16 protein-coding genes are annotated in these 21951 nt (G+C 63.0%); 7 read left to right on the top strand and 9 right to left on the bottom strand.

The annotated features are described in order from the left end of the window. Window positions 1–235 precede the first annotated feature (235 nt). The gene (locus C0606_07710) at window positions 236–1222 is read right to left on the bottom strand and encodes a D-glycerate dehydrogenase (protein PLX38112.1); all 987 of its coding nucleotides are present in this window, start codon (window positions 1220–1222) and stop codon (window positions 236–238) included. 299 nt (window positions 1223–1521) lie between these two features. Here C0606_07710 and C0606_07715 point away from each other — a divergent pair, with 299 nt between their 5' ends. Then, entirely contained in the window at window positions 1522–2025 is a 504-nt protein-coding gene (locus C0606_07715) for an aspartyl-trna synthetase (protein PLX38744.1), read from the top strand. Window positions 2026–2305: 280 nt separating this feature from the next. Then, entirely contained in the window at window positions 2306–3907 is a 1602-nt protein-coding gene (locus C0606_07720) for a hypothetical protein (GenBank protein PLX38113.1), read from the top strand. Window positions 3908–4751: 844 nt separating this feature from the next. Here the strand turns inward: C0606_07720 and C0606_07725 are convergent. Continuing rightward, a complete protein-coding gene (locus C0606_07725; GenBank protein ID PLX38114.1) occupies window positions 4752–6350 on the bottom strand; it encodes a hypothetical protein in 1599 nt (532 codons plus the stop codon). 458 nt (window positions 6351–6808) lie between these two features. On the opposite strand from C0606_07725, the gene C0606_07730 reads away from it, so the two are divergent. The 5 genes from C0606_07730 (at window position 6809) to C0606_07750 (ending at window position 11538) form a co-directional block, all read left to right on the top strand. After that, window positions 6809–7006 carry a 50S ribosomal protein L35 gene (locus C0606_07730; GenBank protein PLX38115.1) on the top strand — a complete coding sequence of 66 codons (198 nt, stop codon included), beginning with the start codon at window positions 6809–6811 and terminating at the stop codon, window positions 7004–7006. Window positions 7007–7040: 34 nt separating this feature from the next. Then, entirely contained in the window at window positions 7041–7397 is a 357-nt protein-coding gene (locus tag C0606_07735; protein ID PLX38116.1) for a 50S ribosomal protein L20, read from the top strand. 232 nt (window positions 7398–7629) lie between these two features. Then, window positions 7630–8715, top strand: coding sequence for a phenylalanine--tRNA ligase subunit alpha (locus tag C0606_07740; GenBank protein ID PLX38117.1), 1086 nt, complete (start codon window positions 7630–7632; stop codon window positions 8713–8715). 16 nt (window positions 8716–8731) lie between these two features. Then, a complete protein-coding gene (locus C0606_07745; protein ID PLX38118.1) occupies window positions 8732–9124 on the top strand; it encodes a hypothetical protein in 393 nt (130 codons plus the stop codon). After that, entirely contained in the window at window positions 9121–11538 is a 2418-nt protein-coding gene (locus tag C0606_07750) for a phenylalanine--tRNA ligase subunit beta (protein PLX38119.1), read from the top strand. Before C0606_07745 ends, C0606_07750 begins: the two co-directional genes overlap by 4 nt. 177 nt (window positions 11539–11715) lie before the next feature. Here C0606_07750 and C0606_07755 read toward each other — a convergent pair whose 3' ends face one another. From C0606_07755 to C0606_07785, 7 genes are all read right to left on the bottom strand, one after another. Continuing rightward, the gene (locus tag C0606_07755; protein ID PLX38745.1) at window positions 11716–12816 is read right to left on the bottom strand and encodes a hypothetical protein; all 1101 of its coding nucleotides are present in this window, start codon (window positions 12814–12816) and stop codon (window positions 11716–11718) included. A gap of 108 nt (window positions 12817–12924) precedes the next feature. Continuing rightward, window positions 12925–13821, bottom strand: coding sequence for a sugar ABC transporter permease (locus tag C0606_07760; protein PLX38120.1), 897 nt, complete (start codon window positions 13819–13821; stop codon window positions 12925–12927). Beyond that, on the bottom strand, window positions 13814–14683 hold the full coding sequence (locus C0606_07765; GenBank protein PLX38121.1) for an ABC transporter permease: 870 nt from the start codon (window positions 14681–14683) through the stop codon (window positions 13814–13816). Before C0606_07765 ends, C0606_07760 begins: the two co-directional genes overlap by 8 nt. 175 nt (window positions 14684–14858) lie before the next feature. Then, window positions 14859–16091 (bottom strand): sugar ABC transporter substrate-binding protein, encoded by a 1233-nt coding sequence (locus C0606_07770; protein PLX38746.1) that lies wholly within the window; start codon window positions 16089–16091, stop codon window positions 14859–14861. Between the two features lie 316 nt (window positions 16092–16407). Continuing rightward, window positions 16408–17481, bottom strand: a complete 1074-nt coding sequence (locus tag C0606_07775) for a YeeE/YedE family protein (protein ID PLX38122.1) — start codon at window positions 17479–17481, stop codon at window positions 16408–16410. Between the two features lie 202 nt (window positions 17482–17683). After that, a complete protein-coding gene (locus C0606_07780; protein PLX38123.1) occupies window positions 17684–18580 on the bottom strand; it encodes a hypothetical protein in 897 nt (298 codons plus the stop codon). 168 nt (window positions 18581–18748) lie between these two features. Further along, window positions 18749–21886: a bifunctional proline dehydrogenase/L-glutamate gamma-semialdehyde dehydrogenase gene (locus C0606_07785; GenBank protein PLX38124.1), complete on the bottom strand. Its 3138-nt coding sequence runs from the start codon at window positions 21884–21886 to the stop codon at window positions 18749–18751. Window positions 21887–21951: the final 65 nt, after the last annotated feature.

Consider the following 21951-nt stretch of genomic DNA (forward strand, 5'->3'; position numbering starts at 1 on the left):
CAAAAACTCGCAATGCCGCAGTTCGGCATTTGGGCATGACGGTAGGCCACGACTGCTTAGCGAGCGGTTAACCATACGGCGGGAATTGCCCAAAAACCGCGGAAAACAGTCCTATCCTGCAACTTTTATGCGAAACTCGTACTGACGGAACGACCGTAGGGCGATCAAAACGAAAAACCGCCCGCTGGAGATCCGGCGGGCGGCTGAAAGCAAACTCGGGCGTGCGGGGATGCGCTCAGAGCATCGCCGGCAGGACGCGATCCGGCGGCCGGTGGCCGTCCATGTAGGTCTTGATGTTGATAATGACCTTCTCGCCCATGTCGATACGGCCCTCGACGGTCGCCGAGCCCATATGCGGCAGAAGCACGACCTTCTCCGATTTGGCGAGCTTGGGATTGACCGCCGGCTCGTGCTCGAACACGTCGAGGCCGGCGCCGGCGATGTCGCCGGAATCGACCATGCGGGCGAGCGCGTTCTCGTCGATCACCTCGCCGCGCGCGGTGTTGACGATGTAGCTGCCCTTCTTCATCAGCTTCAGCCGGCGGGCCGACAGGAGATGGAAGGTCGCGGGCGTATGCGGGCAATGCACCGAGACCACGTCCATGCGGGCGAGCATCTGGTCGAGGCTTTCCCAATAGGTTGCCTCGAGCTCTTCCTCGATGCCGGCCGGAACACGGCGGCGGTTGTGATAATGGATCGACATGCCGAAGGCCTTGGCGCGGCGCGCAACCGCGGTGCCGATACGGCCCATGCCGATGATGCCGAGGCGGCGGCCCCAGATCCGGTGGCCGAGCATCCAGGTCGGCGACCAGCCGGACCATTCGTCGCGCTCCATCACCTTGATGCCCTCGGCCAGACGGCGCGGCACGGCAAGGATCAGCGCCATGGTCATGTCGGCGGTATCTTCGGTGAGAACCCCCGGCGTGTTGGTCACGGTGATGCCGCGCGTATTGGCGGTTTCCACGTCGATGTTGTCGACGCCGTTACCGAAATTGGCAACCAGGCGCAGATTCGGCCCCGCCTGCGACAATATCGCCGCATCGATGCGGTCGGTCACGGTCGGTACCAGGACGTCGGCGGTCTTCACCGCCTCGACCAGCTCGGCCTGGGTCATGGGCCTGTCCGAATCGTTCAGACGCGTATCGAACAGCTCGCGCATGCGCGTTTCGATAACGTCAGGCAGGCGGCGGGTTACGACAACCAGGGGCTTTTTCTTCGGCATGCTCCTCGCCTCAGCTCGTTGAGAGCTCCTTAACCGTGATCGTGCCACAGTTTCGACGACAAAAGAATGCGGACTGGCACTGCCCGTCCACGGCGTCTTCTGTAGCAGAAAGGTTTGCAATAACAAACCTGCTACCTCACTTATCCGGAAGACAGCCAAAAAGCGACGCGAGAACCGCGCCGCTGTCGCGTCAGGAGGACCGTTCGTTGTCGATGCCGGAATCCGGAGACACCGATACCATCACGCTTCGCGCAAAGGCGCCAGTGGGCCGGCTGGCAGTGCGCTGGCTTGCCGCGCTCATGCTCGCCTGCTTCGCGCTGGCCAGCACGGGCATCGCCGATACCGCAAGCGCACAAACGGTCAAGACCGGGCCGAGCGGCCTGCCGCTGCCCCGCTTCGTCAGCCTGAAATCCGACCGTATCAATGTGCGCCGCGGACCGGGCCGCGACCATGAGGTGGTGTGGATCTTCGTGCGCGCCGGGCTGCCGGTCGAGGTGGTTCAGGAATTCGAGAACTGGCGCCGGATCCGCGATGCGGACGGCGAGGAAGGCTGGGTTTTCCACAGCTTGTTGTCAGGCCGGCGCACCGCGCTCGTCGCACCCTGGGAAAAGGATGGTGAGCCCGAGAGCGTCCATGGCGAACCCGAATCGCAATCCCCAGTGAGCGCGTTCGTGAAGCCGGGCGTGCTCGCCAATGTGCACGAATGCACCGGCACCTGGTGCCGGATCGGCGGCGAGGGCTGGGCAGGCTGGATCGATCAGACCCGGCTGTGGGGCGTCTATCCGCAGGAAACCGTCGAGTAGCCGAGCGGTTCGCCCAGGTGCCGGAACAGGCCAGGCGCGACATGCCGGTGTCCGGTTTCTGCCCGCCAGAAAAGCAATATCTTCCGTTACGTCATCCGAATAGCCACTTAGGGCACAGCATCGAAGAATTGTCTTAGCGCAATGAATTTCTTCCGTTTTTAGCGTCCGGCTTTACCAAATCTAAGAACCCTGTGTCGTAGTGTGGGTATGACCAGGGGGGATTTGTCTGTGTCGCAGCCATTCGCGGCGCCGTTCCCCGAAACGACCAGGGGCGTCTGACGTGAGCGTGCAGACAAAGAAGAAATTTCCCGTCGAACTGGCGAGTATCGCCGGTCTGATGAGTGTCTTCGTTTTCATCGAAATCAAATTCGGCGTGTTCGCGGCGCTTGCCGCCAGCATGTCCGAGGCGCTGCCGGTAGCGCATGAGCACGGCCTGACCGTGACGGCGGCTCTGTGGATCGGCCTTGCGGTGTACAGTGCTCGGCGACGCTATGACCTGTCGCGGGAAATCCGTGCCCGCCAGTCGCTCGAGATCGACGTCGAGCTGGCACGCATCATCGACGAGCCGACCGGACTGCCGAACAAGCTCGGCTTCGACAGCGTCGTCACCGAGGCGGTTCACAAACACGGCCGCGACAATCTCTCCATCGCCGGCTTCGAGATCGCCAACTTCGAGGCGTTGAAAACCTCCTATGGCGGCAAGCTGTGCAGCGGCGTCGAGTTCTGCAACAAACTTTCCGCGCTCGTGGCCGACCGGCTGGTGGAAGTGGCGGGCATGCTCGATTTCATCGCGCGGGGGGAAGGCGCGACCTTCTACGTGGCGCTGCTCGGCGAAGATGTCGACCGCAGGCGGGCGCGTTTCGAAGCATTCCATGTGGCTTTCGAAGCGCTGTGCGCGGATACCACGACGATCGACAACATTCCGATCCGGATGATGCCGGCTTCCGCGCTCGTATCGCCCGATATGGTTCCCGAAGAGAACCCCTACATGGTCGACAATTGCCTGCGCCGGCTGCATTTCGCTTTGCGCCGCGCGCGCAATCTGCCGGGGCATCTGGCGCATTTCAGCGAAGAGATGGAGGAGCAGCTTCGCCATCGCGCCTTCGTCGAAGCCAATCTGGAGGCCGGCATCTGCAACGGCGAGATCGTGCCCTACTTCCAGCCCTTCATCGACCTGAAGCAGAACAAGATCGTCGGCTTCGAAGTGCTCGCCCGCTGGCGCCATCCGACGGCCGGCCTGCTGATGCCCGCCCTGTTCATCCCGATTGCCGAAGACATGGGCCTGCTTGGAACGGCAACCCTGTCGATCCTCGACAATGCCTGCCGCACGGCGCGCGACTGGATCGGCGACATGCGGCTCGCGATCAATATCTCGCCGACGGATCTGTGCGACACCACTCTGATGCGGCGCTTCGTCAATCTGCTCGACCAGAATTCCATCCCGCCGGGCAACATCGAGATCGAAATCACGGAAAACGCCTTCATCGAAGAGGCGACGGCGATCTCGGCCGCGCTGATGGAGCTCAAAAACGCCGGCATCAAGATCTCGATCGACGATTTCGGCACCGGCTATTCGAGCCTGCATCATCTGCGCATCCTGCCATTCGACAAGATCAAGATCGACCAGTCGTTCATCAAGGACATGCTGACCAACTCGGAAAGCCGCTCGATCGTCGAGGCGATCATCGCGCTGGCCGCCAGCCTCGGCCTGCCGACGACGGCGGAAGGGATCGAGTCCGACGAATATCGCGAGGCGCTCTACGATCTCGGCTGCACCATCGGCCAGGGTTACCTGTTCGCCAAGCCGATCCCGCCCGAGGACGTCGCGGAGTTCCTGGCGAACTTCGAGGCCGCCGCCGCAGAGGTTTCGGCCGCCGCCTAAACGGTCAGGCCAGCCCTGGCGATTTCAAACCCCGCGCGACACCGCTCGTGCGGGGTTTTGTTTGTTTGGGGTGAGCGGCGTGTAGTGGCGTTCGCGAACGCTGCGGGAGTTGGCCTGCGCTCACGGCTGAGCGCGGACTGTCGTCCGCTAGCCTCCGCGGGGGCGGGCTGCCGCCTCAAGTCGGGTGTTCCCGACTTGTCAGTCTATATAGAGCAGAACACGGGAACACCCGTGTTCTGCGGCGCAGTCGGCCTTGCGAACCCTGCCGAGTAAGTTTGCGCTCACGGCTGAGCGCGGACTATCGTCCGCTAGCCTCCGCGGGGGCGCCCTCTCGGGCGGCGGCCGGTCGGCCTTGCGAACCCTCCGGGTTCGGTGAGTGCAATACGGCCAACGTTTATGAGCACAACGCCAGCCGAACACACGCCCCGTCGCCCCAGACTTGATCCGGGGTCTATTGCCCCCCTCGGACCGGTATGCCGGCGGTGAGTTTGCCCTGTGCCCCCTACCCGGTCATCCTCCGGCTCGACCGGAGGATCGGCCAGCAACAGACACCCACTTTGCAGATTAGAGCGCATGGGGTGCTTCGTTCACTGCCATACCTCACCACTCCGCCGAGCGCCTGGAGAACGATCCTCCGGTCAAGCCGGAGGATGACGCCTGAGAGGGTGGAATGACGCGGTGGGGGAAGGAACGATAGCCCGCATGACGGCGACGGCGACCAACGGGTCACCAACAAACGCCTCCGCAAACAAAAAACCGGCCCGGGTTATCCCGAGCCGGTTTGTCTCATTTTCATATGGCTGCTTTGCCGCCGCACCTGGCGGCAGGCCGTGTGTCGAAGGGATCAATAGGCGATGCGCATCTTCTGAAGATCCTTGGCGATTTCCTCGAACTTCGCCTCGAGCTGGCTGGTGGTTTCCACCGTGTAGGCCATTTCCTTACTGCTCGCGCAGTGCTCGAGAAGCTGCAGAGCCTTCTTGTCCTCGATATTGAAGGCGATGGTGATCACCTTGATACCTGCGTTCTTGGCGTTGGTGCAGACCGACTTTGTGCGGGCGTTCATCTGGTTGATGATCACCTGCGTATTGCTGCTCGGCGCGCCGAGCCGGCCGTACTTGGTGTAGTTGTACGGGCTGTACATCGACATCTCGTCGACCGGCATGCCGTTATGATGGTTGGCACCGTCCGACATCAGCACAAGGATCTTGGCGTTGTCGTCGGTCTCGTATGACACCCCTTCGGTGAACGGTTCGCTCGGTGAAAGCACGCGCCAGCCCCAGGCGACGCCTTGGTGCATGTTGGTGCCGCCATAGGCACGCATCTTGGAAATCGACGCCGTCAGGGTCGATTTGACGTTGGTCAGCGGGGTGAGCGGCTGCGCATCGCACAGGAAGCCCGGGCCACTGGTGGTGCCGCCGGCATCGAAGAAACTGACGTAGGAATTCAGGTATTTCGAGAGTTCACTATCGATGCCGTCATCATCGTCGCGGCGCATCCACCAAGGGATGAATTTCGAATCCGAGACGTAGCTGTTCTGATAGTAGCGCGTGCTGTCGGGCTCATCGGGGGCAAAAGTCGGCACCCACAGCGCATCCGCATCCACGCCCGCTGCAAACGGATCCTTGTTCTTGACCGAATAGGGCGCCACGTCGTTGACGTCATAGGGATGTTTGCGGGCTTCAACGCAGCCGGTCCAGCTCGCGTTCTTCAGCATGTCATAGAGGTCCCAACGATTGGTCCCTTTCGGGAAGCCTTCGTCGTGCAGCGGGTTCTCGGCTTTCATGTCGAGCCAGCGCGCACCCTTGTTGTTGGGGCCGACATTGACCATCGAGGTGAACGGCACGATGCCGATCTTGATGTTGCTGCTGGTCGAGGCGCCGAGAAACAGCCGGTTGACGAAATCGTTGGCGGCTTCCTTCAGGGAATCGATACGGGCACCGGACATCGAACCGGAATTGTCGAGGACCAGCGCGATTTCCAGTGTCGAGGAGTCGATGACGGCCTCGGAAAAGACACCGACATCGATGGTGTCGATGTGGGCGAGCTGCAGGAAGCTGGTGGGGTGGTCGATCTGGGCCGTGATCTCGATCTTGGCGGGATCGCGCGTCACGTTGAACGCGGTAATCGTGTAGCCCTGCCCGGCGGGCAGGTTGGCAGTCATGATCTTCTTGGCGAGCGCAAGCAGGGCGTCGTCGTCGAGCGTGCCGATCTCCTTGACGACCGCGAGTGACGCGGTGTCGGCGGCGTCCTGAATATGGGTGCGCTTTCCATAGGCCATCGACAGGTCGACGGCGATGCCGATGAACAGCATGATCGGCAACAGCAACAACGCCGCAATGATGGCAATGCCGCCGCCGGTGTCCTTTCCAAAACGCAGAACCTGACGCCGGGCCGCCACCCGCCGTGTATTCTTTTGTGAGCGTTCGTTCGACTGAAATTTCATGTCGCGTATGCCCTAGCAAGACCTCTAATTGGCCAAGCCCTACCCCGACACCTGTAAACATCAATATAATTTCGCCGTAAAAGATCAAAACGGTAAAGAATTTCTCCCTGTTTTATTAGGTTTTTATTATGGTTTACAGAGAATTAACACGCAATCCGGCGGAAATACATCAAACCGGTCGGCAACCGGCAAAGACGATGACGACCCGGGGCGCCGCGATCGCCGTTGCAACGAGCCATGGCGACCGGCCGGCGGGAGACGATCCCGGGCTTTTCGAAAAATCGGCAGAGACGCTTGTCTTTCGCCGGCTTCGCCCGTATAAACCGCGGGTTCCGCATCGCCCGGCCAGATCCAAGGGCATGCCGTGGCGGTGCACCAGCTCACAAGATATCGTCCGAGAGACCAGGCCGACGGGTCGTCCGTCAACTTGTCTCATCGGCACAAAAGGAGACGAGCAAATGCCCAAGATGAAGACCAAATCGGGCGCGAAAAAGCGCTTCAAGCTGACCGCGAGCGGCAAGGTGAAGGTCGCTCAGGCCGGCAAACGCCATGGCATGATCAAGCGCACCACGAAGTTCATTCGCAAGGCGCGGGGCACGACGGTGCTGTCCGATCAGGACGCACGTATCGTCAAGAAGTTCCTCCCCTACGGTTGATCCGGTTTCTCTGAATTTCTGAAGGAGACAAGTCATGGCGCGCATCAAGCGGGGCGTTACGTCCCATGCCAAGCACAAGAAGATTCTGAAGCGTGCGAAGGGCTATTACGGCCGTCGCAAAAACACCATCCGGGTCGCCAAGCAGGCGGTGGACAAGGCCGGTCAGTACGCCTATCGCGACCGCAAGGTCCGCAAGCGGAACTTCCGCGCCCTGTGGATCCAGCGCATCAACGCGGCCGTGCGTGAGCACGGCATGACCTATGGACGCTTCATCGACGGCCTGAACAAGTCGGGTGTCGAAGTCGACCGCAAGGTTCTCTCCGATCTGGCGATCAGCCAGCCGGAAGCTTTCAAGGCACTGGTGGACAAGGCGCAGTCGGCGCTCGCCTGAGCCTCTTGAAGCTCGTATTCGGCGGCGAGGTCCCGACTGATTGGTTCGGGATCTCGCCGTTTTGCGTTCAGCGCCCCTTTGCGGCGCCGGACCATTCGAAAATGCAGGATGTCAGAACGGGAATGGTTCCGCGGTTCGGCGTCCTGTATTCGCATATTGTTTGACCCAAACCGGTTTCCCCTTTTGGGCGACATGCGTTAAAACCGCCTCGCCAAACCCCGAGCGAGAAGTCATGCAAGATCTCGAAACTCTCGAACAGACCATCCTTGCCGCCATCGACGCGGCGAACAGCGAAGCCGCCCTTGAGGACGCGCGCGTCGGCGCCCTCGGCAAGAAGGGCTCGCTGTCGGAACGGATGAAGACGCTGGGCGCGATGAGCCCGGACGAACGCAAGGTGATGGGACCGGCGCTGAACGGGCTGAAGGCCCGGGTCGGCGACGCGATCACCGCGCGGCGCGGCGTGTTGCGCGATGCGGCGCTTACCGAGCGGCTGGCCAGCGAGACCGTCGACGTCACCCTGCCGGTGCGGCCGGGTCCGGCGGAAAGCGGGCGCATCCACCCGATCACCCAGGTCATCGACGAGCTGACGGCGATCTATGCCGATATGGGCTTTTCGATCGCCGAGGGGCCGGACATCGAGACCGACTACTACAATTTCACGGCGCTGAACTTCCCCGAAGGCCATCCGGCGCGCGAGATGCACGACACCTTCTTTTTCAACGAGAAGGAGGACGGCGAACGGCTGTTGCTGCGCACGCATACCTCGCCGGTGCAGATCCATACGATGGAAAAGGTCCAGCCGCCGATCCGCATCGTCATTCCTGGTCGCACCTATCGCTGCGATTCCGACCAGACCCACACGCCGATGTTCCATCAGGTCGAGGGTCTCGTCATCGACAAGGCCAGCAATATCGGCCACATGAAGTGGGTGCATGAAGAGTTCTGTCGTGCCTTCTTCGAGGTCGAGAACGTCAACATGCGGTTCCGCCCGTCCTTCTTCCCGTTCACGGAACCCTCGATCGAGGTCGACATCCAATGCGACCGCTCGAACCCGGGCGAAGTGCGCTTCGGCGAGGGCAATGACTGGATGGAGATCCTCGGCTGCGGGATGGTGCATCCGAACGTGCTGCGCAATTGCGGCCTCGATCCGGACGAGTATCAGGGCTTTGCCTGGGGCATGGGGATCGACCGCATCGCGATGTTGAAATACGGCATGCCGGATCTGCGCGCCTTCTTCGACGCCGATGTGCGCTGGCTCGACCATTATGGTTTCCGCCCGCTCGACCTGCCGACCCTGTTCGGTGGCCTGACGGCTTAGGCGAGGAGACCGCGCGATGATGGCGCCAGACAGCAATCCGTTCGTTGGTCTCGACATGGCAAGCGAGGCCGACCGCATGGCCGCCACCAATCCGGCGGCATGGATGTACGAACGGCTGGCGCTGTCGATCCGCGACTTCGAGGCGCGACTCGACGCCGAGCATGAAATCGGCGCACGGCTTGCCGCCTCCGCGCCGGGCGAGACGGTTCATATCGAGGACATGGGCTATTGGGGCCCGGACCTCATCATCATTCACGGCCACACCGAAGACGGTCAGCCGTTCCGCATGATGCAGCACATTTCCCAGGTCAATGTTGTGCTCGTCGCGGTCAAGAAGTTGAAGGAAAAGCCGAACCGCATCGGCTTCGTCCTTTTGGAAAAGGTCAAGGAAGGCAAGGCCACGTCATGAAGTTCACCCTGTCCTGGCTGAAAGAACATCTGGAAACGACCGCCTCTCTGGACGAGATCGTCGAGACGCTGACGATGATCGGCCTCGAGGTCGAGGAGGTCGAGAACAAGGCCGATGCGCTGAAGCCGTTCGTGGTCGCCCATGTGATCTCCGCCGAACAACATCCGAACGCCGACCGGCTTCGCCTGTGCATGGTCGATACCGGCAGCGGCGACCCGGTTCAGGTCGTGTGCGGCGCGCCGAACGCGCGCACCGGCATGAAGGGCGTGTTCGCGCCGGCCGGCAGCTTCATTCCCGGCACCGGCATGGAACTGAAGCCGGGCGTCATCCGTGGCGTGGAATCGAACGGCATGCTGTGCTCCGCGCGCGAGCTCATGTTGTCGGACGCCCATGACGGCATCATCGATCTTGCCGAAGACGCCGCCGTGGGCACGGCTTACGCGGCCTATGCCGGGCTCGACGACCCGGTGATCGAGATCGCGATCACGCCAAACCGGCCCGACTGCCTTGGCGTTTCCGGCATCGCGCGCGATCTGGCGGCCGCCGGCATCGGCGAGGTCAAGCAGGGACGCCATCCGGCGATCAAAGGCGAGTTCCCCTGCCCGGTCGACGTCAAGCTGGAGCTCGGCGACGAACCGAACCTTTGCCCGGCATTTGCGCTGCGCCTCGTCAAGGGCGTCAAGAACGACCCATCGCCGGCCTGGATGCAGAAGCAGCTGCGCGCCATCGGCCTTCGCCCGATCAACGCGCTGGTCGATATCACCAACTTCATGACCTACGCCTATGGTCGGCCGCTGCACGTATTCGACATGGCCAAGGTCCATGGCGACATCGTCGTGCGGCGCGGCCGCAGCGGCGAGAAGCTGCTGGCGCTCGACGGCAAGGAATACGCCATCGACGAGGAGATGGTGGTGATCGCCGATGATCGCGCGGTCGAATCGATGGCCGGCATCATGGGCGGCGAGGAATCGGGCTGCGACGAAAACACCGTCGATGTGCTGATTGAATCAGCGCTGTGGGACGAACTCAACGTCGCCCAGACCGGCCGCCGGCTCGGCCTGCAGTCGGACGCGCGCTACCGCTTCGAGCGCGGCATCGATCCGGCCTTCACGGTGCCTGGCCTCGATATCGCCACCGAACTGGTGCTGGAACTTTGCGGCGGCAAGCCGAGCGAAATGCTGGTGGCCGGCGAGATCCCGACCACCGACCGGATCATCGAATTCCCGTTTGCCGAGGTCGAACGCCTGTCGGGCCTCAACGTCGAGATCCGTGAGATCAAGGCGATCCTGCACCGGCTCGGCTTCTGGGTCTCAGGCTCGGGCGATATCGTCAAGGTGGCGCCGCCGTCGTGGCGTCCGGACGTGTTCGGCAAGGCCGATCTCGTTGAAGAAGTGATCCGCATCGCCGGCCTCAACCGCATCGCCGCAACGCCGCTGCCGCGCGGCGGCCACGTCACCGGCCGCATCCTGACGCCATCGCAGAGCCGTACAAGGCGCGCCAAGCGCGCGCTTGCCATGCGCGGCATGGTCGAGGCGGTCACCTGGTCGTTCATCGCCAAGGGCGAAGCGGAAGCCTTCGGCGGCGGTCAGCCGGAACTGGCGCTCGCCAACCCGATTTCCGCCGACCTCTCCGACATGCGGCCGAGCCTCATTCCGGGCCTTGCCACCGCCTCGCAGCGCAATGCGGACCGCGGCTTCGCCGATGTCGCGCTGTTCGAGGTCGGCCATATCTATCTCGGCGACCAGCCGGACGACCAGAAGACGGCCGCTGCCGGCCTGCGCCGCGGGTCTGCCCATATCGTCGGCACCGGCCGGCACTGGACGTCGGCTGCTCTGCCGGTCGACGCATTCGACGCCAAGGCCGACGCGCTTGCCGTGCTTGAAGCCGCCGGCGCGCCGGTCGCCAAGCTGCAGGTCGCGCGCAATGCTCCCGAATGGTTTCATCCGGGCCGCTCGGGCACGCTGCAGCTCGGGCCGCAGAACGTGCTCGCCGTGTTCGGCGAACTGCATCCGAAGGTGCTTGAGACGCTCGACGTCGATGGCCCGATCGTCGCCTTCGAGGTGATGCTCGACAAGATCCCGCAGGCCAAGGCCAAGGCAACCAAGACGCGGCCGGTGCTCGATACCTCCGACCTGATGCCGGTGCGGCGCGACTTCGCTTTCGTCGTCGACGAGGCGGTCGAGGCGGCGGCGATTATCCGCGCCGCGCAGGGTGCCGAGAAGGCGCTCGTCACCGAGGTTTCGGTGTTCGACGTTTATCGCGGCAAGGGCATCGACGAGGGCAAGAAGTCGGTGGCGCTCGAAGTCACGCTGCAGCCGAAGGAAAAGACCATGACCGAAGCGGAGATCGAGGCGGTCGCCGCCAAGATCGTCGCCCAGGTCGGCAAGGCCACCGGCGGCACGCTGCGCGGTTAGAGCGTATTCCCGAAAATTGGGAACCGGTTTTTGGACAAGAATACGCGTCAAAACAAATGGATAGAGCGTTTTCAGTGATTCAATATTCACAGGAAACGTTCTAGTTTTCTGCCATTTAAAAAAGAACGGCCGTGCCCTGACCGGGCGCGGCCGTTTTTCTTTGGGGTATCGGTCGCTCTATAGACGCAGCTCGCTCGCTGCGTCGAACAGCGATATGCCGCTCAGATCCATCTGCACGTCGAGCGTTTCGCCGGGCACGGCGATCGTACGCGGTGACAGGCGTGCCTCGATATCCTTGCCGCAGAAATTGAAGGTTACGTGCTGATCGAAGCCGTTGGTTTCGACGAGCAACGGCGTCACCGTCAGCGGCCAGATGTGCTCGCCATCGGTGTCGACGCGGTCGGAAATATACTCCGGGCGAATACCGAACAGCACTTCCTGCCCGTCCTGCGGCGGCTGGATGAAGGCGTAGTCGGTGACCGGCAGGCGTACGGTGTCGTCTTTTTCCGCCGCGAACAGCCAACCGTCACCCGCCTTTTCCAGCGTGCCGGCGAGGAAATTCATCGCCGGCGAGCCGATGAAGGAGGCGACGAAGACCGAATTCGGCGTGTTGTAGAGCGTCTTCGGCGGGCCGATCTGGGCGATGCGGCCGGCATTGAGCACGGCGACATGGGTCGCGAGGCTCATCGCCTCGATCTGGTCGTGGGTGACGTAGACGATGGTCGCCTCAAGCCGCTTGTGCAGGCGCTTGATCTCGGCGCGCATCTCGACGCGCAGCTTGGCGTCGAGGTTGGAGAGCGGTTCGTCGAACAGGAAGATGTCCGGCTCGCGCACCAGCGCCCGGCCCATGGCGACGCGCTGGCGCTGGCCGCCGGAAAGCTGCGAGGGCTTGCGATCCAAAAGATGGTCGATCTGCAATTGCGTCGCGACCCGGTTCAGCGCCGCGTCGCGCTCGGCCTTGGGCACGCCGCGCACGCGCATGCCGTAGGTGATGTTCTTCGCCACCGTCATGGTCGGATAGAGCGCGTAGGACTGGAACACCATGGCGATGTTGCGGTCCTTCGGCGAGAGATCGTTGACGACGCGGCCATTGATCTCGATCTCGCCAGCGGTGACGGATTCGAGCCCCGCGATCATGTTCAACAGCGTGGACTTACCGCAGCCGGACGGGCCGACCAGCACCAGGAAGTCGCCCTTTTCCACCGTCAGGTCGATGTCGGTCAGCACCTCGGTGGTGCCGAAGACCTTGCGGAGATCGCGGATTTCGAGAACTGCCATAACCTGTTCCGTGACCAGTACGTCGAACACCAAATCGTCGGTGTTCTCATGTTCTTTTTGCGCATCGGATCTGCCCGAAAACCGGTTCCCACTTTTCGGTCCGATGCGTCAGCCCTTCACCGACCCGGCCGTGAGGCCGCGCACGAAGTATTTTCCCGCCACCACATAGACGATCAGCGTCGGCAGCGCGGCGATGATGGCCGCGGCCATGTCGACGTTGTAGGCCTTCACGCCCGTGGTCGCGTTAACGATGTTGTTGAGCGCCACCGTCACCGGCTGCGAATCGGCGGCGGAGAACGACACGCCGAACAGGAAGTCGTTCCAGATCTGGGTGAACTGCCAGATCACGGTGACGACGAAGACCGGTGGCGACAGCGGCAGGAAGATCGAGAAGAAGATGCGGAAGAAGCCGGCGCCGTCGACCTTCGCCGCCTTCACCAGCTCGTCCGGCACGGTGATGTAGTAGTTGCGGAAGAACAGCGTCGTGAAACCGATACCGTAGATGACGTGGACGAGCACGAGGCCCCAGATCGAGCCGGCGAGGCCGAGGATGCCGAGCGTGCGGGCCATCGGTAGCAACACCACCTGGAACGGGATGAAGCAGCCGAACAGCAACAGACCGAAGATGATGTTGGCGCCGGGGAAGCGCCATTTCGACAGCGTGTAGCCGTTGACCGCGCCAAGCAGCGTCGACAAGAGCACCGCCGGAATCACCATCATCACCGAGTTCATGAAATAGGGCTTCAGCCCGTAGCATTCGACGCCGGTGCAGGCGCTCGACCAGGCCTCCCGCCAGGGCGCGAAGGTGACCTCCTTCGGCAGGGCGACGAGCGAGCCGAGGCGGATTTCCTCCAGCGACTTCAGGCTCGTCACAACCATGACGAAGAGCGGCAGGAGGTAGTAGAGGACGAACAGGCCGAGGATCGCGAACAACAGCCCGCGCAGGAAGGCATCCCGCCAGTATCCCGGCCGCCGCGCGGCCCGCCGTGCCGTGCCCTCAGCCATGCTTCTGCCTCAGCTCGGAATAGAGATAGGGAACGATCACCGCACAGACGGTGGTCAGCATGACGACGGCGCTGGCGGCCGCCTGACCGAGCTGGCCGCGGTTGAACGCCATCGCATACATGAAGGTCGCCGGCATGTCGGTAGCATAGCCCGGTCCGCCGGCGGTCAGGGCGATCACCAGATCGAAGCTCTTGATGGCCAGATGCGAGAGCACGATGATCGCGGAAATAAACACCGGGCGCAGCGACGGGATGATGATGCCGGTGTAGATGCGCGTCGTCGGGATGCCGTCGACCATCGCCGCCTTGACGATCTCGGGATTGACCGAGCGCAGGCCGGCGAGGAACAACGCCATGACGAAGCCCGACGCCTGCCAGACGCCGGCGATCACCACCGTATAGATCGCCATATCGGCGTTGATCAGCCAGTCGAAGCGGAAGCTCTCCCAGCCGAGCGAGCGCATCATGTGCTCGAGCCCGAGACCGGGGTTGAGCATCCATTTCCACGCCGTGCCGGTGACGATGAAGGAGAGCGCCATCGGGTAGAGATAGGCGGTGCGGATGGCCCCCTCGATGCGGATGTGCTGGTCGAGCAGGATCGCCAGAACGAGCCCGATGACGATGCACAGCGCGACGAAGAGCGTCGTGTAGATGAACAGGTTTTCGAGCGCGACGTACCAACGCGGCGTCGCGAACAGCTTCTGATACTGGGTGATGCCGTCGAAGACGTAGCGCGGCAGGATGCGCGACTTTGTCAGCGAAATGACCGCGGTCCAGGCGATGAAGCCATAGACGAAGACCAGCACCGCCGCGAAGGACGGGGCGATGACCAGCTTCGGGATATGGCGGTCGAGAAATCGCATGGCGCGATCACCCCGCTGACCGGATGTCGGGCGAAAAGGCCGCGGCGCTAGAGCATTTTGCTTTCATCTGAAATCGCCAAAATGCTCTAGCCCTTTGTTTGGCCGCATCTTTGTCGACGCCAATTGTTCCAATTGGCTGCACGATGCTCATGACACGCCACGGCCACGAGATTATCTACTGGCTGAGCTTGACCGCTTCGACCAGCGCCTTGACCGCATCTTCCGACGACATGTCGGAATTGAAGTGCTTGGTCACGACGTCGGTGATGGCACCGGCCTGCGCACCGCGCAGCGCCATGCCATGCGCATAGGACGGCTGCAGCGTGCCGTTGCCGTCCGCCACCGCCAGGTCATAAGCCGAGCGCTGGGCGCAATAGTCGAACTTCTCCAGCGAGACATCGGTGCGGACCGGGATCGAGCCCTTGTTGAGGTTGAACACCTCCTGGAACTTCGGCCCCATGATCAGCTTGGCGAGCAGCTTTTCGCCGGCGATGTTGTCCTCGCCCTTGACGTCGAACATGGCGAAGCTGTCGACGTTGTAGAGGAAGCCGGAACCCGGCGTCGGGGCGCACATGAAGTCCTTGCCGGGCTTCTTGCCGGCGGCGATGAACTCGCCCTTGGCCCAGTCGCCCATGATCTGGAAGCCGGCTTCGCCTTTCATCACCATGGCGGTGGCGAGGTTCCAGTCGCGGCCCGAGAAATTGTCATCGACGTAGCCGCGCAGGATGCGCATCTGGTCGAAGGACGCCTTCATGGTGTCGCTCGAAAGCGCTGCCTCGTCGAGATCGACGAACGCCTTCTGGAAGAACTCCGCGCCGCCGATGCCGAGCACCACGGTCTCGAACACGGTGGCGTCCTGCCAGCTCTGGCCGCCATGGGCGAGCGGTGTGATACCGGCCGCTTTCAGCTTGTCGGCGACCGCGTTGAACTCGGCCCAGGTATGCGGCATGGCCGCGCCGACCTTGGCGAGCACCTGCGGGTTGGCCCAGACCCAGTTGACGCGGTGGATGTTGACCGGGGCGGCGCAGTACTTGCCGTCGCACTTCATGTGCGCGGCGATGCGGGCGGGAAGTGCTGCATCCCAGCCGTTTTCCTGCGCCACGTCATCGATATTGGCGAGCACGCCTTCCTCGAACCATTCCTGGATGCTCGGGCCCTTCATCTGGAACGCAGTCGGCGGGTTGCCGGCCAGCACGCGCGCCTTCAGCGCGGTGATCGCCGCGTCGCCACCGCCGCCGGCGACGGCCATGTCGGTCCAGGTGCCGCCATTGGCGGCGAATTCTTCCTTCAGCACCTTGGCCGCGGCCGCTTCGCCGCCGCTGGTCCACCAGTGCATCACCTCGGCCTTCGGTTCGGCGAAGGCGGGCTGGGCGGCAAGCGCGACAACGCCGGCTGCCGCCAAAGACATCAATACTTTGCGGATCATATCGGTTTCTCCCTAAACGTCGCCACCGGCCGGGCTTTTCGCCTCTTGAGAAGATGCCTGTGTCGAATGGCCCGGCTGAACAGCGGGCGGTGGTTGGGATACGTGCCGCCGAGGGTCGCGAAACCGGCCGATCCGGCCGCACAATCACCACGGGCGCAATTGTAGACCCTTCGCGGCTCCTCCGAAAGTCGTAACGGGTGAAATCCGGCGACGGCGTAAATGCCGGCGAATACGAAAACGCCCGGAATCCGAGACCGGACTCCGGGCGTTTCGTTGGTTTGTGGATCGCCGAGGAGAGTTAGATCCCGAGCGCGCGTTCCATGTATTTGATGCCGATGATGCCGCCGATCACGATGCCGGCGAAGGCCAACATGGAACCGAGCGACAGGGTCGAAAAGCCGGTGATCGCCTGACCGATGGTGCAGCCGAGCGCGACCACACCACCGACGCCCATCAGCACCGCACCGACCAGATTGCGCAGCGTGTCGGGCACGTCGGCGAAGGTGGTGACGCGGAAGCGGCGGAAGGCGATCGCGGCCAGGAACGAACCGAGGATCGTGCCGCCGACGGTGGCGATGCCGAAATTGATCGTCGAACCGGAGAAGGTCATCAGATATTGCAACGCGTTGCCGGTCGGGGCGACGAAGGTCAGCGAGGCGAGCGGGGTGGGGTCGAAATCATCGGCGCCGAGCACACCGGTCGCCCACCAGCCGGCGATGACGCACAGGCCGACGCCGAGGCCGGAGATAATATGCACCGGCGACGAACGGAAGGCCTTGTCCTTGAACGCGAAGGCGAGCAGCGCCAGCACGATGACGGCAAGCACGATCATGTGCGCGGTGGCGACCTCGAGCCCGATCAGACCGGCGATGATGGCGCCGAGACCCTGGCTTTCGATGCCGGCATTGGCGAGATCGGTGACAACCAGCGCCTCGACCTCGACACGGCCGATGGCGATCAGGCCGCGCAGCGTCATGTAGGCGACGACGCCGACGATGACGAGCACGAAGAAAGAGCGGATGTCACCGCTGCCGACGCGGGCGAGGTTACGGCCGGCGCAGCCGCCGGCTAGCACCATGCCGAAGCCGAACATCAGACCGCCGACGATGTTGCCGACCCAGTTGAAGCTCGAGGTCAGGTAAATCGACTCGGTGAAGTCGACCATGCCGGCATATTGCATGGCCTGGGCGCCGACGATCGCGGTGGCGGCAGCGAGCAGCCAGGCGCGGAAACGACGCCAGTCGCCAAAGGACATCATGTCCGAGATAGCGCCCATGGTGCAGAAATTGGTGCGGATGACGATGGCGCCGAATACCAGGCCGATGATGAAGCCGGCGATGGCAACCGTCGTTGTCACGGAAAGATCTTCCATGGTGATGAATTCCCCCTCATGGTCTTATTGGTTCGTTTTTTAGCTTTTTAGAATGTGGAGATATACGCGCGCAACTGCAAAGGCGGCCGGGGACCGGAAATCATCCGCGAGCGGCAAGAGAATCGCGGACAAGAAAGCCCCGCCCGAAAGCCGGACGGGGCGTTCAACATCGAAACCCGGTGTTCTATTCGACCGCTTGCCGTCAGATCAGGAAATCATCGGCGTCGAGTGCCGCCTTGCTGACACCACCGAGCGTAATTTCGTCGGTACCGAGGTCGATGACCGCGTTGCCGTTTCTTTCAACGATGGTCAGGTCGCTGAATTTCGTCAGGCCGGAATAGGGCCTGAGATCGATGACGTCCTGGCCCGGCTTGAAACCGACGATCTTGTCCTTGCCGAAGCCGTCGTCGAAAATGAAGCGATCATTTCCGGCCTGGCCAAAGAGGATGTCGTTGCCCGTGTCGCCGCGCAATACGTCGTTGGCCGCGCCGCCCTTGAGCGTATCGCTACCGGCACCGCCGAACAGCTTGTCGCGGCCATTGCCGCCCCAGATGATGTCGTTACCGTTGCCGCCCTTGACGACGTCGTTGCCATCGCCGGCGAAAAGCCGGTCATTACCGCCACGCAGATCGAAGATGTCGTTGCCGCGCGGGTTGAACTTGTAGCCGTCGCCGACCCTCGTGCTCGCCGTTGCAATGTCGTTCGCATTGGTGCCGATATAGTTCCAGTCCTTGTTGAGGAAGAACTTCTCGATCGCCGTTGCGTTGCCGTTGTTCTCAGCATCGACCGCGCTTTTCAGGGCGCCCGCCTTGATGTTGATATTGCTGATGGTACCGAGCGTGCTGCCGCCCGATTTCACGACGATGGACTGGAAGGTGCCGGATTTCACGCCGAGGCTGTCGGGATCGTTGGCGTAGGTGAAACCGCTGCCGGACACGACCGAAACAATCTTGCCGCTGGCGTCATTGTAGACCGTGGTGAATTTGGTCGCGCTCTTCGACGTGATGTTCGCATCGAAAATGAGCGAATCCAGATAGTCGACGAAATCGGAAAACGTGAAGGATGCGCCCGCCTTCGGCGTGACCTTGATCCGTCCCATGCCTGATACCCCCTCAGCTTGCTGGCGCCGGTGTTATAGCGAACCACCCGTCCGTGGTTTCGCGGTTCGGCTTCATCAGGGCGCATAGTTGCCCAGCCCGGCAATATGCTCAAGCGCGCCCCGGTTTTATTCAAAATTCCCGATGTATCGGCGTGGCTGTGTTTTTCGTCACTCGTCGCCCATCGCCAACAGGCTGGCATTACCGCCGGCCGAAGCGGTGTTGATCGAGATCGCCTGTTCGCTCGCGAAGCGCAGCAGGTAGACCGGCCCGCCGGCCTTCGGGCCGGTGCCGGACAGGCCGGTGCCACCGAAAGGCTGGGTGCCGGCCGCGTCGCGGACGATGTCGCGGTTGACGTAGATGTTGCCGGTCGGCATGCGCTCGATGATGTTCTCGATCTTGCTGTCGATGCGGCTCTGGATGCCGAGCGTGAGGCCGTAGCCGGTCGCCGCGATCTTCTCCAGCACCTGTTCGAGTTCCTCGGCGCGGAAGCGCACGACGTGCAGGATCGGGCCGAACACCTCGCTCTCGAGCCGTTCCGCACCGTCGAGGGCGATCACGTGCGGCGTGACGAAGGCACCGCCGTCCGGCGCACCGTCCGAGATCGACCCGGCAAACAGGATTTGCTGACCGGCAGCCTGCATCGCCTCGATATGGCCAAGAAGGGCATCGCGCGCAGCCGTGTCGATGACCGGACCGATGTCGGTCGCCAGTTTGCGCGGATCGCCAAGGCGCAGTTCCGCCGCAGCTCCGATGACCATTTCCAGAATGTGGTCGGCGACGTCGTCCTGCACGAAGAGAAGCCGCAGCGCCGACGAGCGCTGGCCGGCGGAGCGGAAGGCCGATGCGACGACATCGTCGGCGACCTGTTCGGGCAACGCGGTCGCATCGACGATCATGGCGTTGATGCCGCCGCTCTCGGCGATCAGCGGCACGATGGCACCGTTCCTGGCAGCCAGGGTCCGGTTGATGCTGTGCGCGACCTCGGTCGAGCCGGTGAAGGCAACGCCGGCGATCCGTTCATCGGCGACGATGGCTTCGCCAAGCGCGCCGTCGCCCGGCAGGAACTGAAGGATTTCGGCGGGAATGCCGGCCTGGTGCAGCAGTTTCACGGCTTCGAAAGCGGTCAGCGATGCCTGTTCGGCGGGCTTCGCCACAACCGCGTTGCCCGACACCAGCGCCGCCGCGACCTGACCGAGGAAAACCGACAGCGGCCGGTTCCACGGCGAAATGCAGGCAAAGACGCCACGTCCGCGATAACGGTAGCGGTTTTCCTCGCCGGTCGGTCCCGGCATCAGTCGGGTCTCGCCAAACAACCGCTCGGCCTCGACGGCATAGTAACGGCAGAAATCAACCGCCTCGCGCAGTTCGGCGAGGCCGTCCGCGAGAGTCTTGCCGGTCTCGAGCGCCATCAGCGCGATCAGCCGGTCGCGGTTCGCTTCGAGAAGATCGGCCATACGGGTGAGCGCGGCGGCTCGCTCGGCGACCGGCCGGGCCGACCAGGCACGGAACCCGGTGCGTGCGGCGGCAATGGCCTCGCCAGCCAGCTCCGCGCTCGCGTCGACGACGGAGCCGATGACTGTCGCGCGATCGACCGGGCTGACGATCTGACGTGCCGCGCCGCTTGCCGCCGCGCCGGAGACAAGCGGAGTCGCCGCGATCGTCGCTTTCGAGTGGCTGGCGATCGCGTCGGCGAAAGGTGCGCGCGACGAGGTGTGGCCAAACTCAAGGCCGGCGGAATTGCGCCGCTCGGGCCCGTAGAGGTCGAGCGGGCGGCGAATGCGGGAATGGCGCGCCTTGTCGTTGGCGAGCAGCGTTGCCGGGCGTTCGATAATGCGCTGGATCGGTACGTTGCCGTCGCCAACGGCAGCCACGAAGGACGAGTTGGCGCCGTTTTCGAGCAGGCGACGGACGAGATAGGCGAGCAGGTCACGATGACCGCCAACCGGCGCGTAGACGCGGCAGGCGAAGCCGCGGTCCTCGGCGAATTCCTTGAACAGGGAATCGCCCATGCCGAGCAGCTTCTGGAACTCGAAGCCGGACTTGTCGCCGGCCATGGCGGCGATCTGCGTCGCGGTCAGCGCGTTGTGGGTGGCGAATTGCGGGAACAGGCGGGGGCGCGCCAGCAACAGCCGGCGCGCGCAGGCGAGATAGGTCAGGTCGGTCGCGGCCTTGCGGGTGTAGACCGGGAAGTCAGCGAGACCGCGGCGCTGGGCGCGACTGATCTCTGTGTCCCAGTAGGCGCCCTTGACGAGGCGCACCATGAAGCGGCGGTCGAGCGCCTTGGCCAGCCGGCTGACCCAGTCGATCACTTCGGGCGCGCGCTTCTGGTAGGCCTGCACGGCAAGACCGAACCCGTCCCAGCCGGTGAGCGAGGGATCGGCGGCAACCACGCCGATGAGATCGAGCGAGATCTCGAGCCGGTCGGCTTCTTCGGCATCGACGGTCAGGTTGAGATTGTGCGCCCTGGCCTTTTGCGCGAGCTGCAGGAGGCGCGGAGCGAGCTCCTCGATAACGGCCAGTTCGTTGACCGCCTCGTAACGCGGATGCAGCGCCGACAGCTTGATCGAGATACCGCCACGATCGGGCAGCGGCTCGTCGCCGGCGACCTTGCCGATCGCCTCGATGGCGTGGATATAGGCCTGATAGTAGCGCTCGGCATCGGCCCGGGTGCGGGCCGCCTCGCCGAGCATGTCGAAGGAATGGCGATAACCGCGCTTCTCCGCCGCCTTTGCACGATCGAGCGCACTTTCAATCGTCTCGCCGAGCACGAAGTGATGGCCGAGCACGTGCATCGCCTTGCGGGTCGCGGTGCGGATCGCGGGCACGCCGAGCCGCTTGACCATGCCGGAGATGATGCCTTCGGGGGTGTCGGTCGGGCTGACGATGCGCGAGGTGACGCCGAGCGCCCAGGTCGAGGCATTGATCAGAAACGAATCGTGGCGGATCTCGTGCTCGTCGAAATGGGTGATCGAGAGCTTGTCCTCGATCAGCCGGTCAGTGGTCGCGGCATCCGGCACGCGAAGCAGTGCCTCCGCGAGCACCATCATGGTGAGACCTTCACGGGTGGAGAAGGAGTATTCCTTCAAAAACTCCTCGACCCCGCCGATGCCGCTCGAATTGTAGCGAATGTTGCGGATCGACTCGGTCGCATCCCTGTCGATCTGTTCCTCGACTTCCGGTTCGAGCCGGGTTTCACGCAGCAGATTGTGCACCAGAATGTCGTCGTCGGGCGCATAAGGCGTGCGGAACGGGGCGATCGGAAGGGCTGCGAGCAGAGGATGCGCGGCGGGGGCTTCGAAGGTCACGGGAAAGCTCCAGAAAGACGGATTGGCGCGAAAATACCGAAAGTTTCAAACCGTTTCTATCGCCG

Source organism: Hyphomicrobiales bacterium (assembly GCA_002869065.1).
Taxonomy (GTDB): Bacteria; Pseudomonadota; Alphaproteobacteria; order Rhizobiales; family Rhodobiaceae; genus Rhodobium.

Coding starts and splice junctions, on each gene's coding strand:
- C0606_07775 (PLX38122.1), bottom strand. CDS start 17,481: ATGGAAGATCTTTCCGTGACAACGACGGTTGCCATCGCCGGCTTCATC.
- C0606_07770 (PLX38746.1), bottom strand. CDS start 16,091: ATGTCTTTGGCGGCAGCCGGCGTTGTCGCGCTTGCCGCCCAGCCCGCC.
- C0606_07760 (PLX38120.1), bottom strand. CDS start 13,821: ATGGCTGAGGGCACGGCACGGCGGGCCGCGCGGCGGCCGGGATACTGG.
- C0606_07725 (PLX38114.1), bottom strand. CDS start 6,350: ATGAAATTTCAGTCGAACGAACGCTCACAAAAGAATACACGGCGGGTG.
- C0606_07765 (PLX38121.1), bottom strand. CDS start 14,683: ATGCGATTTCTCGACCGCCATATCCCGAAGCTGGTCATCGCCCCGTCC.
- C0606_07750 (PLX38119.1), top strand. CDS start 9,121: ATGAAGTTCACCCTGTCCTGGCTGAAAGAACATCTGGAAACGACCGCC.
- C0606_07745 (PLX38118.1), top strand. CDS start 8,732: ATGATGGCGCCAGACAGCAATCCGTTCGTTGGTCTCGACATGGCAAGC.
- C0606_07740 (PLX38117.1), top strand. CDS start 7,630: ATGCAAGATCTCGAAACTCTCGAACAGACCATCCTTGCCGCCATCGAC.
- C0606_07735 (PLX38116.1), top strand. CDS start 7,041: ATGGCGCGCATCAAGCGGGGCGTTACGTCCCATGCCAAGCACAAGAAG.
- C0606_07710 (PLX38112.1), bottom strand. CDS start 1,222: ATGCCGAAGAAAAAGCCCCTGGTTGTCGTAACCCGCCGCCTGCCTGAC.
- C0606_07730 (PLX38115.1), top strand. CDS start 6,809: ATGCCCAAGATGAAGACCAAATCGGGCGCGAAAAAGCGCTTCAAGCTG.
- C0606_07780 (PLX38123.1), bottom strand. CDS start 18,580: ATGGGACGGATCAAGGTCACGCCGAAGGCGGGCGCATCCTTCACGTTT.
- C0606_07755 (PLX38745.1), bottom strand. CDS start 12,816: ATGGCAGTTCTCGAAATCCGCGATCTCCGCAAGGTCTTCGGCACCACC.
- C0606_07715 (PLX38744.1), top strand. CDS start 1,522: ATGCTCGCCTGCTTCGCGCTGGCCAGCACGGGCATCGCCGATACCGCA.